Source organism: Paraburkholderia sp. FT54 (assembly GCF_031585635.1).
Lineage (GTDB): Bacteria > Pseudomonadota > Gammaproteobacteria > Burkholderiales > Burkholderiaceae > Paraburkholderia.
The window spans coordinates 213017-227897 of sequence record NZ_CP134195.1; the positions used below are offsets into that span (position 1 = coordinate 213017).

A 14881-nucleotide genomic window follows, 5' to 3' on the forward strand; every position below is an offset into this window, starting at 1 on the left:
GATGGACATCGGTTTTATCGGTCTCGGCGAGATGGGCGCCGCGATGGTTGCAAACATTTTGAAAGCCGGGCATCAGGTGCGCGTGTGGAACCGCTCACCGGAGCGCGCGCAGCCGCTCGCCGACGCAGGCGCGCGGATCGTCGCGACGCCGGCCGAAGCGTTTGCGGGCGACGCAGTGTTCTCAATGCTCGCCGACGATAGCGCGTTGCGCGAGGTCATCACCGCGTCGCTGCTGGAACACGCTCCGCGCGGGCTGATCCACGTGAACATGGCGACGATCTCGGTGGCGCTGGCCGAGGAGCTGGCGACGGCGCACGCGTCGCGCGGCGTCAACTACGTCGCCGCGCCGGTGATGGGCCGGCCCGACGTCGCGGCGGCGGGCAAGCTGACCATCGTCGCGGGTGGACCGGCTGAGTCGATCGACCGCGTCCAGCCGATTTTCGACGCGGTCGGCCAGAAGACATGGCGCATCGGTTCACTGCCGCAGCAGGCGAACGTCATGAAGCTCGCCGCTAACTTCATGCTGGGCGCGGCGGTCGAGACGCTCGGTGAAGCGGCCACACTGGTGACCGGCCACGGTCTCGCGATGCAGGATTTCCTCGACGTCATTACGAGCGGCCTGTTTCCTGGGCCCGTCTATTCGGGCTACGGCAAGCTGATCGCGGAGCAGCGCTACGAGCCGGCGCTGTTCAAGGCGCGTCTGGGCCTCAAAGACATCCGTCTCGCGCTGGCCGCGGCCGACGCCGTCACGACGCCGCTGCCGATCGCCAGCGTGGTGCGCGACAGCCTGCTCGAAGCCGTCGCTCACGGCGACGGTGAGAAGGATTTCGCCGTGCTGGGCCAGGTCGCCGCGCGGCGAGCAGGACGCTAAAAGCCACTGACCGGCGGCATGGACGGGCGCGGGCGGGCATAATAGCCGCCCGATCCTCTATCCGCCGTGATTCCCATGAGTCTGCATACCTGGTGGCTGTTCGTCGCCACTGTCTTTGTCGTTTCCGCGATTCCCGGTCCGAACATGCTGCTCGTGATGACGCACGGCGCCCAGCACGGCCTGCGCCGCTCCAGCGCGACCATGGCGGGTTGCCTGTCGGCGCTGGTGTTGATGCTGGCGATGTCGGCGGCGGGTCTCGGCGTGTTTCTCGAGGCGTGGCCGGCCATGTTCAACGCGCTGCGGCTGATCGGCGCGGCTTACCTCGTGTATCTCGGCATCAAGGCGTGGCGCGCACCCGCTGACGAAGCCGTCGCCGGCGACGCCGACGAACTGGCCGCGAAGCCCGCGCGCTCGCGCTTCGCGCTATTTCGCAACGGCTTTCTGGTCGCGGGCAGCAATCCCAAGGCGATTCTGTTCGCCGCGGCGCTGCTGCCGCAATTCATCGACGCCGCGCAGCCCAAGTTGCCGCAGTTCGGCGTACTCGTCGCTACCTTCGCGGTGATCGAGGTGAGCTGGTATCTGGTGTACGCGGGCTTCGGTACGCGGATTGGCGCAAAGTTGAAGAGCCGCAGCGTCGCCCGGATGTTCAATCGTCTGACGGGTGGGGTGTTCGTCGGCTTCGGCGCGATGATGGCGCTGGTGCGCCACTGATAGGCAACGCGGAGCCGTGCGTCAGTGGAGGCGGCAAGCCATTCGGCGAGCGTTGCGTACTTGCAACGCCGAGGGTCTACCCTAATTTTCATGTTGCGCCGCACCAAGCCGTTTGCTATAGTTTGTCTTGTCTCCTCCATGTCTCCTCTGATATGGATTCAGCCCGCCCACTTAGGCGGGCTTTTTTTTGCCCAGAATTTCCAGCGTCGCGGAAAAGACAAAGCCGGCTCACCTTTGCGCAAGGTAGCCGGCTGCGTTGCGTCAGGATCGAACTCAGAACTTGTACGAGACGGCGAGAAAGGAAATGATCGGATCGGCCTTCAGGTCCGCCTTCGACACACCCAGCTCCGTGCCGTCCGCCGCCTTGATGATGACCGACGAGGTCGTCTTCAGCGGAATGTAGGTGACCGAGGCCAGCAGGCCCCAATGCTCGGTGATGTTGTACACGAGGCCCGCGTTGAACACTGGCGCCCAGGACGACGACGCTTTCGCCGACACCTGCGTTTGCCCCGGCTTGCCCGCGCCGGCCGCCAGCACGGCGCCGAGGTTGTTTTGCGTCGATGTCACGAAGTTCGGGCTCAACTGAACGTCGGAGAACCAGTTGTACGACACGCCGATGCCGACGAACGGCCGGAATTTCGCCGTCGGCGCATTGAAGTAGTACTGGAACAGCAGCGCCGGGCTCCACTGGCGCACGCTCTTGACGATCGGGTTGGCCTGCGGATCGCCCAGATCCTGCTGGCCGAGCGCGCCGGCCGGCCCCGGCGGTTTGATGGTGCCATGCCCGTAGATCTTGAATTCTGGCGGCACGCCCGCCACCGTCGTCACCGCGATGTGATCGGTAAGGTAATGGCTGAACACCAGGCCGACGGTGTCGGCGCTATTGGTCGACAAGCTCGTTCCGGTCGAGGTGAACGAACTCGGTAGACGCAGCGGCGTGTTGATCGGCGTCGGCGCGACATGGGTGGTGAGCGGCGTGCTGGAGTCCTGCGGCATCACGTGGAACCAGCCGAGCGCGGCGACGTTGTCGCCCGCTTGCTGGGCGTGCGCGCTGGCGGACAGGCACGCGGCCAGTAACGCGAGATAGTTTTTTTTCATCTTGTTCCTCCTGAGGCGCGCTTGAGGCTCGTCGCGCGCGCGGCAAGCGGCGGCGGGTCGGCGACCACGACGGCGCGCTGCATATTCGTTGGGCAGCCCGCTGCCGCGCGGTTGCGCTGCGCAGCAGCCGGGACGCGCGCGCCACGTTACGGATTGGCGGCGCGTGCTGCGTCCGTTACTGGACGAAGGCGCCGATCGTGAAGTACGGCGAGGCCGCGTTGGTCAGGTCGAGGTAGCCGAACACACCACCCGTGAAGATCATCTTTCCGGTCGGCGTGGTGCCGGTGGAAGCGCCCACTTGCGTCGTCGTCACCACGCCGGACACGGCTTGCGTGAAGTCCAGATTCAGCGCGGTCGCCAGCGATGCCTGCGAGGCGTTGAACGGATCGAGCAGCGTGGCCTGAGTGCCTTCGAGCGCGGTGGTGCGGTAGTCGAACTGGCTATCCACGCCGATGTACTCACCGTTTTGCGAGTTCACCGTGATCGCGCTTTGCGGCGCCAGAATCGAAATCCCCGATTCGTCGTCGGCGTAGGGGCCGAGCGCGCCGTTTTGCGGCACGGTCACCGACGAGTTCGCCGCGCCGGTTCGCACGAGGATCGGCACCAGCTGGTTGCGCAACTTGCCGACGATCATGTAGCCGCGCGCTTGCGGAGTCGTCGCGAGCGTCGGTTTGGCCTGGCCCAGGAAGTTGTTGGTCTGGAACGCGCCGCTGCCGTCCGCCGCCGGCGCGAAACTGCCGCCCGGCTGCTGACACTTGCCCGCGTTGACGCCGGCGTTGTCGCACTCGGTCCATGTGCCGTCCGCGTTGATCGTGATCTTCGAATCGACCACGACCGGCGCGAAGTTTTGCGACGGCACCTGGTGATAGCCGAGCTGGTTGTACGTGCCGGCTACGTTCGCGAGGTTCGTTTCAATCGACGAAAAACCGATGAACGGGTAGTACGGGAACCTGGTATCCGGCACGGCGCCCACGCCCAGAATCCCGCCGAACGAAATTTCCGCGCCGGGGATCGTGCCGCCCGCCACGCCTTCGCCGACGAAAATCCGCGCTGGACGATTCGGATCGAGACTCGCGCCGTTCAGGCGGAACGCGCACTGGTTGAGCTTGCTGGTCGGCAGCAGGGTTTCCTGCGTCAGCGTGCCGCTGGCGCTCTGGCCCGCGCGCGTCGGAACGACGGTGCCGGTGGCCGCCGGGATCGGCGACTCGATGTAATTGACCTGCCAGGTCATCTTGCTCGTATCGAGTTGCAGCTTGACCAGTTCGCCGTCACCGCCGCCGCCCGTGAAGACCGTGCCGTAGTCCAGCGACGCCGGACACAGACGGACTTCCGTAACGGGTCCGGCGCCTGCGCCGCCGCCGCCGCACGCCCCCAGCAACGGTGCAGTAAGAGCGAGCACCGAAAGGATTCTCCATTTCATACCGCCTCCAGAATTTTCTCGTTTGTGTGTGGCCGGCTCCCAGTCCCGCCACCTTTTTGCTATTTGTCTCTCGTACTGCCCACGGCCGGTTCGCGCTGGGTCACTTGGGTGATCTACTTGCTGATTTGTGCTCCGATGCCGAAGTAGGGTGCGCTGGAAGCCGTGCTGCTGAGTTGCGACGTCGGCGCGACGCCGCCGTTGACGGTCCCTTGAATCTCGATCGCGTACAGCCCGCCGGAAGCGATGGCGAGGCCGGTTTGACCGTTCGCTTGCTGGACGCCGACCAGCCCCGGGCTCGGCAAGCCGTAGCCCAAACCGAAACCGTCTTCCCCTGCGGAAGTCGACGGGTTGATGAAGGTGCCGACGCCGCCCTGGATCAACGCCGCGGTGTACTTGAAGTTGGAGTCCGCCCCCGCGTAGCCGCCGTCGAAGCCGCCGGAGGCAAGCGGCGTGGCCACGGCGAGCATCGCGATGCCGGACTCGTCGTCGACCTTGGCGTCGGCGTGGAACAGCACTGGCGTGCCCAGGTTCACTGAGCCCGTGCGGATCACGAGCGGCACCGTCGCGCCGTTGATCTGGCCGAGAATCATGTGCGCCTGCGCGGATACGCCGCTCGGCTTATTCAGCGGCGGCAGCTTGAGCTGCGCGCCGATTTGCGGTGCGTTCTGGCTGTCGAAGTAGCCGCTGCTATTGGCGGTCCACGCCGTGCCGGTCGTCAGGCAGCCGCTCGGACTCGGCGTAAAGGCTGCGTTCGCTGGATTGGAGCCCGTGCAGTTGCCGGCCGCGTCGAAGGTTTCGACTGTGTTGGTCGCCGTCGCCGCATACGAACCGGACGGCACCAGGTGGTACAGCAGACCGTTGTAGGTGCCGGCCAGCCTGGTGAGATCGTTCGTCGTGCTGGCGAAGCCCAGGAACGGATAGAAATCGAAGTGTCGGTTCGGCACCGCGCCGACATGATCGATGACGCCCTGAATGACGGTCAGTCCGTCGTACTCGACAGTCGCGCCCGGAATGCCGCCGCCGGCTACGCCCTGGCCGACCAGGATCATCGGCGGATTCGGGTTGTTGACGAAGTCGGGTGTCGTATAGGTCGTGCCGTTGGCGGGCGCGATGCCGGTGCCTTTGCCGAGAATGAATGCGCAACGGGTTTGCTCCGCGGTCGGCAGCGTGCCGGTCGGCGGATGGATCACCGCACCGGTGATCTGCGTGCCTTCGCGCGTGATCGTGACGTCGGCGCTGGTCAGCGGGATCGGCGACTTGAGCCACTTCAGCGTATAGGTCATCGCCGTCGCGTCGATGTTCAGTTGCACCACTTCGCCACTACCCGCGCCACCGAGGAAGGTGCTCTTGACGATGTCGGCAGTCGCCGGGCACAACGCCACCGCGCCGGCGCCTGAGGCGGGCGGCCCTTGCACGCCGCAACTCGCGCCTGAACATTGCGGTGCGTTGATCGCGCCTGGGTTGTCGGCTTTGCCGCCGCCGCAAGCAATCAGGAACGGAACCGTGGCAATGGCCATCGCCAGGCTTCGAGTAATGGCGTGCGACATGCTTCTGTCTCCCTTCATGTAATTGTGCGAACTAATTTCGCTGCACGATTAATGGCTGTCAATTGAATGAGCCGTCTAAAAATAATGATTCAAACAGTGCGATTTTTTACCAGACGCGCAGCGCGCGGGGATGTGCCGGGCTTTTAAACAAAAAAGGATTTTTCGCTTGTGAGACGGCATCGGTGCTCCACCGCACTCCCTTACCAGGTAAGCGTTAGAGCAAAATGGCTCTATGATCTGCGAACGACCGTTCGCGAAAAAATCCGGAGTTTCCCTATGCGGAAAACTATGCGCTACGCGGCGATATCAGGAATGAATTACCGGTGATTTGTTAAGCAATCCGTTTTTATTTTTTAAGTAATACGGGCTACTACTGATTAAACGCGGAAAAGGAATTTTGAGCGGCGGGATTTTAAAAAAAGAAAGGCCGGTCTTTGTAGACCGGCCTTTCAATATATTGACGGAGAATTACCGTCCGTAATTTCCAGCTCGAATAGCGTGATTAACGTTTCAAGCCGCTTTCCTCCGTGGCGCCGACCGCGAGGTTCATGCACTGGATGGCTGCGCCCGAGGCGCCCTTGCCCAGATTGTCCAGCCGCGCGACGGTCACGAAGCGCTCTTCGTTGCCGAACACGAACAGGTCGACACGGTTCGTGTCGTTGTTCGCCTGCACGTCGAAGAAACCGCTGTCGAGGTTTGCTTCCGCGTCGAACGGTGCGACGTGCACGAACGCCTCGCCCGCGTAATACTCGGCGAACAGCGCCTGCACGTCTTGCGGCGTGGCCTTCTTCGCCAGCTGGTTCGGCGAGAAGAAGGTGGTGACCGCGAGACCCTTGTAGAAATCGCCGACGATCGGCGTAAAGATCGGCGCCGACTTCAGGCCCGTATGCGCGGCCATTTCCGGCAGATGCTTGTGGGTGAGGCCGAGCGCGTACGGACGCGGGCTCTTGAGCTTGTCGTTACTTCCGGCTTCGTAGTCGGCGATCATTTTCTTGCCGCCGCCGCTGTAGCCGGTGATCGAGTACGCATGCGCGGCGAACTCGGGCGCCACCACGCCGGCTTCGACCAGCGGACGCATGGCGAGCACGAAGGCCGACGCATGACAGCCCGGCACGGCAATGCGTTTCGCCGTGCGCAGACGCTCGCGTTGCGAGCGGGCCAGTTCGGGCAGGCCGTAAGCCCAGTCGGCGGACGTGCGGAACGCGGTGCTGGCATCGATCAGCACCGTGCGATCGTTCTCCACCAGCGAAGCGGATTCGCGCGAGGCGACATCCGGCAGGCACAGGAACGTGACCTCCGACGCGTTGATGAGACGACGGCGCTCTTCGAGGTCTTTGCGCTTTGCTTCTTCGATACGCAGGATCTCAACGTCGGCGCGCTGCGACAGGTATTCAAAAATCTTCAGGCCGGTCGTGCCTTCCTGTCCGTCGACAAAAACTTTCGTGCTCATCTCGCTCTCACTGGCTTGCTGGAAACGGGGCGCGACAGCGCGCCGGAACGTCATTTTAAGACGTGACGGCGCCGGACGTGCAAAAGCGGTGAAAAAACGACGATGCGCGCCGAACATGACATCGGCGTGACCCGTTATGCAGCAGATGCAAGCCGATGCCGGCCGGATCGCGGCAATCCGCGCGTCAGCGGGCCGCGGCGATCCAGCGCGCCGTGACCGCGGCCACGCGTGTGCCGAACATCCGCGCCGTTTCCAGATCGCCGGCGGGCGGTGCTTCTTCCGGCGAGGCGTCGGCCGGCGACTGCGTGAGCAGGCCGGTAAAGCCGCCCACATAGTTCAGGTCGTTGCGGGTGGCCGCCTTGGTGTTCGACGGCATCATGCCGGTGCCCGCCCAGATCATGCTGTGCTGCATGGCCAGCGTGACGAAGTACTGGATCGTCGAGAACTTGTCGCCGTTCATGGTCGCCGAGTTGGTGAAGCCGGCCGCGATCTTGTCCTTCCACGTCTGGCCGAACCACGGCTTCGAGCTCGCGTCGGCGAATTTCTTGAAGTCGGCGGAGGGGCCGCCCATGTACGTCGGCGCGCCGAAGATAATGGCGTCGGCCGCGGCCAGCTCGGCCCACGCTGCGTCGTCGATCTCGCCGACCGGCATCAGTTTCGCGTCCGCGCCGGCTTCGAGGGCGCCCGCCAGCACGGACTCGGCGACTTTCTTCGTGTGGCCGTAGCCGCTGTGATAAACGATGACGATCTTCGACATGACAAACTCCAGCAAAGTGAAAAGACGATGGGTCGGGCACGGCAATGGTGCGCTCGTGCAGCGGCACGACAGCGGCAAGCATGGCGCACACCGCCAGGCTGCACATCAGCGGGCACAGATGACGGAAATTCCGCGCGAGCGGCAATACGATGCAAGCCATGCGCCATGCGCCATGCGCCATGCGCCATGCGCCATGCGCCATGCGCCGGGCTCCGGGCTCCGGGCTCCGGCTCGGGCCCCGGCTCGGGCCGGCGGTCATGCCGTTCGGTTTGCTCGCGCCGCGCCGCGATGCACCACGATGCGCTGCAGTGCGCGAGGTTAGCGCCCGTAATTGACCACCATCCGCGCAAAGCCGAGCGTGGCGGTGCCGATCTCATGATCGAACATCAGCGCGGGACGGCCTTGCGCGAGGCGTAGGTCGGCGGTGCTGAGCGCATAAACGGTGATGATGTAGCGATGCGGTTTGCCCGGCGGCGGACAGGGACCGCCATAGCCGTCGGTATCGAAGTCGTTGCGCGCTTCGACCGCACCGAGTTTGCTGAGGAAGCCCGAAGAACTCGCGTTCTCCGGCAAGCTGCTGACCGTGGCCGGAATGCCCGCCACCGACCAGTGCCACCAGCCGCGGCCCGGCGCATCCTGATCGAACATGGTGATCGCGAAGCTGCGCGTGCCGGGCGGCGCGTCGCGCCACGAAAGTTGCGGTGAGCGGTTGCCGCCTTTGCAGTCGTCCTGATTGAATACCTGAGCGTCCGCCACGGTGCCGCCGGCACGGAAGCTGGCGCTGGTCAGCGCGAACGCGCCTTCGGCAAGGGCGTGTGGTCCGTGCGCGGCCAGTAGCGCGAGACCCAGCATCACGCAGGGGAACGACGGTAGACGGCGCGACGGCGAAGCAATCGAAACAACCAGGCAACGCGAGCGCATGTGCCGGTTCTCCTGTGAGGGCGCGAGGCGGTTGTCCTCGCGATGGTTATTGTCCCTATTTTGTGCCCCAAGGTCGATCCAAGTCTAACATTAGCTCTACGACGCATCATTGTTGCGGTCCGCTGGAATTTGCGGACCGTAATCGGCTATAGTCGGAGGAATTATCCGAGCCGTGATAGGCCGCGTCCTCACCCGTTTGAGTAGCTAGAATATAAAAGACATGTCGGAAGTTCTGGAGAGAGATTTACCTGTTGAGGGGAGGGCAATGCAAGATCCAGTCAGGGTCGTGGTCGCTGACGACCATCCGGTTATTCTGTTCGGCGCCGAACAGGCTTTGCTCAAGTTCCCCGGTCTGCAGGTCGTCGCGCGTGCGCGACAGTCAACCGAGTTGATCAAAGTGCTGCAAACCATTGCCTGCGACGTGCTCGTCACGGATCTGGCAATGCCAGGCGGTCAGTACGGCGACGGGTTGCCGCTGATCGGCTATCTGCGCCGCAACTTCCCCAATCTTCCCATCGTCGTCCTGACGATGCTGGAGAACGCCGCGTTGCTCAAGCGACTGAGCGAACTCGGCGTGACGTCCGTCGTCAACAAGTCGGACGATCTCAGCCACATTGGGCTCGCGGTGCAGCACGTCAGCCGCCACATTGAATACATGAGCCCGTCGGTCAAGGCATCGCTCGATACGCTGCGCATGAATGCCGGTGGCAAGAACGACGAAGTGATGCTGTCCAAACGCGAACTGGAAGTGGTGCGTCTGTTCGTGTCGGGCATGACGATCAAGGAGATATCGGAGCATCTCAACCGCAGCATCAAGACTATCAGCACGCAGAAGAACACCGCCATGCGCAAGCTCGGCATCGAGCGCGATTCCGAGTTGTTCCAGTACGCGCAGAGCAATGGCTTGCTGAACCTGTCGTCGCATTCAACGGAAGACAAAGGCGGAGTGTCTTAAAGTCGTGTACGAGGGTTAAGGCAAAAATAGAAAAGGGCGCCTGTCGATAAGACAGGCGCCCTTTTTATTCAATCCGCGCGAGGCGGAGAGGTTTACTGCGGCGTCGAGGTAGCGCCGCCGTGCGCAGCCGACCATTCAGCCGGTGCGTGCAGAAATTTTTCCACTTCGTCCAGCGTCTTGGTGTCGAAGTAGTTGTTTTCCTTCGCGACGCGCAGCACGTCCCACCACGTGGCGAGCGCGTGCAGATCGACGTCGATGTCTTTCAGCACCGACACGCTTTCCTTGAAGATGTTGTAGTGGAACAGCACGAAGCAGTGGTTCACCGTGGCGCCGGCAGTGCGCAGCGCGTTGATGAAGTTGATCTTGCTGCGGCTGTCGGTGGTCAGGTCTTCGACCAGCAGCACGCGTTGACCTTCGGTCAGCAGGCCTTCGATCTGCGCGTTACGGCCGAAACCCTTCGGCTTCTTGCGCACGTATTGCATCGGCACCATCAGGCGATCGGAGAGCCATGCCGCGAACGGGATGCCAGCGGTTTCGCCACCGGCGACCGCGTCGATCTGCTCATAGCCGACGTCGCGCAGAATCGTGGTCTCGGCCATTTCCATCAGGCCGCGGCGCACGCGCGGATACGAGATCAGCTTGCGGCAGTCGATGTAAACCGGACTCGCCCAGCCGGACGTGAAAATGTACGGTTTCTCCGCGTTGAAGTGCACGGCTTGCACTTCGAGCAGCATTTTGGCGGTCGTGTCGGAGATCGTCTGGCGATCGAAGCCTGTCATGGGCGGAATCCTTGGGTGTGAGCGGGGAGAAGCGGGCGCGGGGCCCGGTGGCGCAGCAAGCGTGGTATTCCGCGCCATGTTGGGCGGAGTACGCGGCCGGTCAGTGGAGTGCAGGCCGGTTTTTGCTGCGCGCGTAGGCCGACATTTTACCCGAAACGGACCCTTCCGAGGAGCCTGTCGTGCGTGGCGGCGCCGAATGACGGCCACAACGGACGCATCGGGCGGCCTTGCCAGACACCGAAGGGCGGCGCAGGGCACTCGCCTCGGCGAATGCTTTTTGGCTCGCTTGTGAGCCGCCAAGGGCACCTTTACACTCACGCGAATTTCTCGGGCGCGTGCCGCTGTTGCCGCCCATTTGACCTACGGAATCCTTTCAATGAACGCCGCTCCCTCCGCCACCGATTCCCGCGCACTAGTGAGAAATGGCTACGCCGGCCGAGCGCTGATCGCCTCGGTGCTCGGATACGCAATGGACGGCTTCGATCTGCTGATTCTCGGCTTCATGCTGCCGGTGATTGCCGCCGATCTGCATCTGAGCTCCGCACAGGCCGGTTCGCTCGTTACATGGACGCTGATCGGCGCGGTCGCGGGTGGCGTGATCTTCGGCGTGCTGAGCGACTATTTCGGCCGCGTGCGCATGCTGACGTGGACGATCCTGATCTTCGCCGTGTTCACCGGCTTGTGCGCACTGGCCCAAGGCTATGCCGACCTGCTGACCTACCGGACCATTGCCGGGATCGGGCTCGGTGGCGAGTTCGGCATCGGCATGACGCTGGTGGCCGAAGCGTGGCCGGCGTCGCAGCGGGCGCGCGTGTCGTCGTATGTCGGGTTGGGATGGCAGCTCGGCGTGTTGGCCGCAGCGTTGCTGACGCCGCTGCTGTTGCCGGCGATCGGCTGGCGCGGCATGTTCGCGCTCGGACTCTTGCCGGCGGTGGTGTCGTTCTTCGTGCGGCGCCGCGTCGAGGAGCCGGCACTTTTCACCGAGCGTGCGGCGCGCGGCATGCGCAAGCTGCCGCTGAAACTGCTTGTGGCCGATGGTCGCACCACGCGCGCCAGCATCGGCGTCGCGATTCTCTGTTCGGTGCAGAACTTCGGCTATTACGGTTTGATGATCTGGCTGCCGAGCTATCTGTCGAAAACCTTCGGCTATTCGCTGACCAAATCCGGACTGTGGACCGCCGTGACGGTTCTCGGCATGGCGTGCGGCATCTGGCTGTTCGGGATTGCCGCCGACCGCTTCGGCCGCAAGCCGGCCTTTCTCTTCTATCAGGCGGGCGCGGTGGTGATGGTATTCGTCTACGCTCATCTGGGCACGCCGATGGCGCTCCTGATTGGCGGCGCGGCGATGGGCGTATTCGTCAACGGCATGATCGGCGGTTACGGCGCGCTGATCTCCGAGCTTTATCCCACCGACGCGCGCGCCACCGCGCAGAACGTGCTCTTCAATGTCGGCCGCGCGGTGGGCGGTTTCGGGCCCGTGGTGGTGGGCGCTCTGGCCGCGCGTTATTCATTCGGCGCGGCGCTCGCTTTGCTCGCGTCGATCTACTTGCTCGACATCTGCGCCACGCTCTTCCTGATTCCCGAACGACGGGGCGCGGAGCTCGAGTGAGCGCGAACGGCCTGTGCGTGACCTGCGGCTGATAAAGCGCAAGACCGCCGCCTGATGCGGCGCCGCAGCATTGCGCGCACCTTGTTTCGCCGATGGCGAGTCACGTTAACCAGTCAGTGCATCGCCTCATTCGGGGTGTACACTAACCGGCCCGCGAAGCACTCCGCATCGTCCTGTCCTCCGGCGAGGTTCGACGCCGCGCTCAACCGGCGCATGCGCAAAACCGCCTGGGTCGATTATCCATCCGACAGATGCACGCGACGCTGACGGTGCGGTGTGCCGGGCCCGATCACTTACGTCTCGCAGGCCAAAAAATGGACGAACAACTTAAGCAAAGCGCTCTCGCATACCACCAGAATCCGAAACCAGGCAAGATTTCGGTCACGCCCACCAAGCCGCTATCGAACCAGCTCGATCTGTCGCTGGCCTACTCGCCAGGCGTTGCCGCGGCCTGTATGGCGATCTACGACGAGCCGCTCGACGCGCAGAAGTACACCTCGCGCGGCAACCTCGTCGGCGTGATCACGAATGGCACGGCCGTGCTCGGCCTTGGCAACATCGGTCCGCTCGCCGCGAAGCCTGTCATGGAAGGCAAGGGCTGTCTCTTCAAGAAATTCGCGGGCATCGACGTGTTCGACATCGAACTCGCCGAGTCCGATCCGGACAAGCTCGTTGAAGCGATTGCGATGCTCGAGCCGACGCTCGGCGGTATCAACCTCGAAGACATCAAGGCGCCCGAGTGCTTCTACATCGAGAAGAAGCTGCGCGAGCGTATGAAGATTCCGGTCTTCCACGACGACCAGCACGGCACGGCGATCATCGCTTCGGCGGCGATCCTGAATGGCCTGAAAGTGGTCGGCAAGAAACTCGACGAAGTGAAGCTCGTGTGTTCGGGCGCGGGCGCAGCGGCGATCGCGTGTCTGGATCTGCTGGTGAATCTGGGCCTGTCGAAGAAGAACATTCTCGTCACCGACTCCAAGGGCGTGATCTACGAAGGCCGCGGCAACCTCGATCCGTCGAAGGAACGCTACGCGGCGAACACCGAGGCACGCACGCTCGCTGACGCGATCCGCGGCTCCGACGTGTTCCTTGGCTGTTCGAGCGCGGGTGTGCTGAAGCCGGAGATGGTCGCCGAAATGGGCACGCAGCCGCTGATTCTCGCGCTGGCAAACCCTGAACCGGAAATCCGCCCGGAAGAGGCCAGGAAGGTTCGCCCGGACTGCATCATCGCGACCGGCCGTTCGGACTATCCGAACCAGGTCAACAACGTGCTGTGCTTCCCGTTCATCTTCCGCGGCGCGCTGGATGTCGGCGCGACCACGATCACGGAAGAAATGAAGCTCGCCTGCGTGCGCGCGATCGCCGAACTCGCCGAAGAAACCGATCAGGGCGATGAAGTCGCGAAGGCCTATGAAGGCCACTCGCTGGAATTCGGCCCCGAGTATCTGATTCCGAAGCCGTTCGATCCGCGTCTGATCATCAAGATCGCGCCGGCCGTCGCGCAAGCCGCGATGGATTCGGGCGTCGCGACCCGTCCGATCAAGGACATGGACGCGTATCGCGAAGAACTCGGCACGACGGTGTATCGCACGGGCATGGTGATGCGTCCGGTGTTCGCGGCCGCCAAGTCGGAGCCGGCGCGCATCGTGTTCGCCGAAGGTGAAGACGAGCGCGTGCTGCGCGCCGCGCAGTTCGTGCTGCTGGAAAAGATCGCCAAGCCGATTCTGGTCGGCCGTCCGTCGGTGATCGAAATGCGTCTGAAGAAGATGGGCTCGAAGCTCAAGTGCGGCGACGACTTCGAGGTCGTCGATCCGGAAGACGATCCGCGCTATCAGAAATCCTGGCAGGCTTACCATGAGCTCGGCGCGCGCGAAGGCGTGACACCGGACGTGGCGAAGGCCGCGATGCGCAAGTTCAACACGCTGATCGGCGCGATCCTCGTGCGCCTTGGCGAAGCGGACGGCATGATCTGCGGCATGATCGGCCAGTACCACGCGCATCTGAAGTTCATCGAGCAAGTGCTGGGCAAGGCGGACAACGTGCAGAACTTCGCCGCGATGAATCTGCTGATGCTGCCGGGCCGCAATCTGTTCATCTGCGATACGTACGTGAATGAAACGCCGACCGCCGAGCAGCTCGCCGATATGACGATGCTGGCTGCGGGTGAGATGGAGAAGTTCGGTATCACGCCGAAGGTGGCGTTGCTGTCGAACTCGAACTTCGGCAGCGCACCGTCGTCGTCGTCGCAACGCATGGCTGCGGCTCGCAAGCTGATTACCGAACGTGCGCCTTCGCTCGAGATCGACGGCGAGATGCACGGCGATGCGGCATTGTCGGAAGCCGTGCGCAAGGCTGCATTCCCGGGTACGACGCTGACCGGCGAAGCCAACCTGCTGATCATGCCGAATGTGGAAGCGGCGAACATCACGTACAACCTGCTGAAGATGATCGGCGGCGAAGGCGTGACGGTCGGCCCGTTCCTGCTGGGCGCGGAGAAGCCGGTGCACATCCTGACGCCGGCTGCGACCGTGCGCCGGATCATCAACATGACGGCAGTGGCTTCGGCCAACGCGCGCAAGGCTGTGAACGCGAAGTAGTGCGGGTGCTTTGAAACTCGGAGCGGCGCTTCGTCGAGGCGTTCGCGACGAGTCTGCGAAAAAGCCACGGATGTCGCGTCCGTGGCTTTTTATTGGCGCATTCGTCGCACCTGTGTCACGCTTCACCTCTCACAGCACGTAAAAAAAGGCGACTGTCCGCGAGGAC

12 protein-coding genes are annotated in these 14881 nt (G+C 63.4%); 5 read left to right on the forward strand and 7 right to left on the reverse strand.

The features are described from left to right. Position 1: 1 nt before the first annotated feature. Entirely contained in the window at positions 2–871 is an 870-nt protein-coding gene (locus RI103_RS00980) for an NAD(P)-dependent oxidoreductase (RefSeq protein ID WP_310813644.1), read from the forward strand. Between the two features lie 75 nt (positions 872–946). Continuing rightward, positions 947–1582: a LysE family translocator gene (locus RI103_RS00985; protein ID WP_310813645.1), complete on the forward strand. Its 636-nt coding sequence runs from the start codon at positions 947–949 to the stop codon at positions 1580–1582. Between the two features lie 273 nt (positions 1583–1855). Here the strand turns inward: RI103_RS00985 and RI103_RS00990 are convergent, their stop codons facing one another. The 6 genes from RI103_RS00990 to RI103_RS01015 form a co-directional block, all read right to left on the reverse strand. Further along, positions 1856–2680: an OmpW family outer membrane protein gene (locus RI103_RS00990; protein WP_310813646.1), complete on the reverse strand. Its 825-nt coding sequence runs from the start codon at positions 2678–2680 to the stop codon at positions 1856–1858. A gap of 175 nt (positions 2681–2855) precedes the next feature. Then, positions 2856–4100, reverse strand: coding sequence for a DUF2957 domain-containing protein (locus RI103_RS00995; RefSeq protein WP_310813647.1), 1245 nt, complete (start codon positions 4098–4100; stop codon positions 2856–2858). Positions 4101–4213: 113 nt separating this feature from the next. Beyond that, complete coding sequence (locus RI103_RS01000) at positions 4214–5647, reverse strand: DUF2957 domain-containing protein (protein ID WP_310813648.1); 1434 nt, start codon at positions 5645–5647, stop codon at positions 4214–4216. Positions 5648–6149: 502 nt separating this feature from the next. Further along, the gene (argC, locus tag RI103_RS01005; RefSeq protein WP_310813649.1) at positions 6150–7097 is read right to left on the reverse strand and encodes an N-acetyl-gamma-glutamyl-phosphate reductase; all 948 of its coding nucleotides are present in this window, start codon (positions 7095–7097) and stop codon (positions 6150–6152) included. A 184-nt stretch (positions 7098–7281) separates the two neighbouring features. Further along, positions 7282–7854: a flavodoxin family protein gene (locus RI103_RS01010; RefSeq protein WP_310813650.1), complete on the reverse strand. Its 573-nt coding sequence runs from the start codon at positions 7852–7854 to the stop codon at positions 7282–7284. A gap of 318 nt (positions 7855–8172) precedes the next feature. After that, entirely contained in the window at positions 8173–8775 is a 603-nt protein-coding gene (locus tag RI103_RS01015) for a YbhB/YbcL family Raf kinase inhibitor-like protein (RefSeq protein WP_310813651.1), read from the reverse strand. 265 nt (positions 8776–9040) lie between these two features. Between RI103_RS01015 and RI103_RS01020 the strand changes: the two genes are divergently transcribed. Beyond that, on the forward strand, positions 9041–9730 hold the full coding sequence (locus tag RI103_RS01020) for a response regulator (RefSeq protein WP_310813652.1): 690 nt from the start codon (positions 9041–9043) through the stop codon (positions 9728–9730). Positions 9731–9822: 92 nt separating this feature from the next. Here RI103_RS01020 and RI103_RS01025 read toward each other — a convergent pair whose 3' ends face one another. Next, on the reverse strand, positions 9823–10509 hold the full coding sequence (locus tag RI103_RS01025) for an orotate phosphoribosyltransferase (protein ID WP_310813653.1): 687 nt from the start codon (positions 10507–10509) through the stop codon (positions 9823–9825). A 376-nt stretch (positions 10510–10885) separates the two neighbouring features. Between RI103_RS01025 and RI103_RS01030 the strand changes: the two genes are divergently transcribed. Both RI103_RS01030 and RI103_RS01035 read left to right on the forward strand, forming a co-directional pair. Next, positions 10886–12118 (forward strand): MFS transporter, encoded by a 1233-nt coding sequence (locus RI103_RS01030; RefSeq protein WP_310813654.1) that lies wholly within the window; start codon positions 10886–10888, stop codon positions 12116–12118. Positions 12119–12432: 314 nt separating this feature from the next. After that, positions 12433–14715: an NADP-dependent malic enzyme gene (locus RI103_RS01035; RefSeq protein ID WP_310813655.1), complete on the forward strand. Its 2283-nt coding sequence runs from the start codon at positions 12433–12435 to the stop codon at positions 14713–14715. Positions 14716–14881: the final 166 nt, after the last annotated feature.

Excerpts from the sequence above, each read along its gene's own strand:
- RI103_RS00980 (WP_310813644.1), top strand. The coding sequence starts at position 2 with ATGGACATCGGTTTTATCGGTCTCGGCGAGATGGGCGCCGCGATGGTT.
- RI103_RS00985 (WP_310813645.1), top strand. The coding sequence starts at position 947 with ATGAGTCTGCATACCTGGTGGCTGTTCGTCGCCACTGTCTTTGTCGTT.
- RI103_RS00990 (WP_310813646.1), bottom strand. The coding sequence starts at position 2,680 with ATGAAAAAAAACTATCTCGCGTTACTGGCCGCGTGCCTGTCCGCCAGC.
- RI103_RS00995 (WP_310813647.1), bottom strand. The coding sequence starts at position 4,100 with ATGAAATGGAGAATCCTTTCGGTGCTCGCTCTTACTGCACCGTTGCTG.
- RI103_RS01000 (WP_310813648.1), bottom strand. The coding sequence starts at position 5,647 with ATGTCGCACGCCATTACTCGAAGCCTGGCGATGGCCATTGCCACGGTT.
- argC (WP_310813649.1), bottom strand. The coding sequence starts at position 7,097 with ATGAGCACGAAAGTTTTTGTCGACGGACAGGAAGGCACGACCGGCCTG.
- RI103_RS01010 (WP_310813650.1), bottom strand. The coding sequence starts at position 7,854 with ATGTCGAAGATCGTCATCGTTTATCACAGCGGCTACGGCCACACGAAG.
- RI103_RS01015 (WP_310813651.1), bottom strand. The coding sequence starts at position 8,775 with ATGCGCTCGCGTTGCCTGGTTGTTTCGATTGCTTCGCCGTCGCGCCGT.
- RI103_RS01020 (WP_310813652.1), top strand. The coding sequence starts at position 9,041 with ATGCAAGATCCAGTCAGGGTCGTGGTCGCTGACGACCATCCGGTTATT.
- RI103_RS01025 (WP_310813653.1), bottom strand. The coding sequence starts at position 10,509 with ATGACAGGCTTCGATCGCCAGACGATCTCCGACACGACCGCCAAAATG.
- RI103_RS01030 (WP_310813654.1), top strand. The coding sequence starts at position 10,886 with ATGAACGCCGCTCCCTCCGCCACCGATTCCCGCGCACTAGTGAGAAAT.
- RI103_RS01035 (WP_310813655.1), top strand. The coding sequence starts at position 12,433 with ATGGACGAACAACTTAAGCAAAGCGCTCTCGCATACCACCAGAATCCG.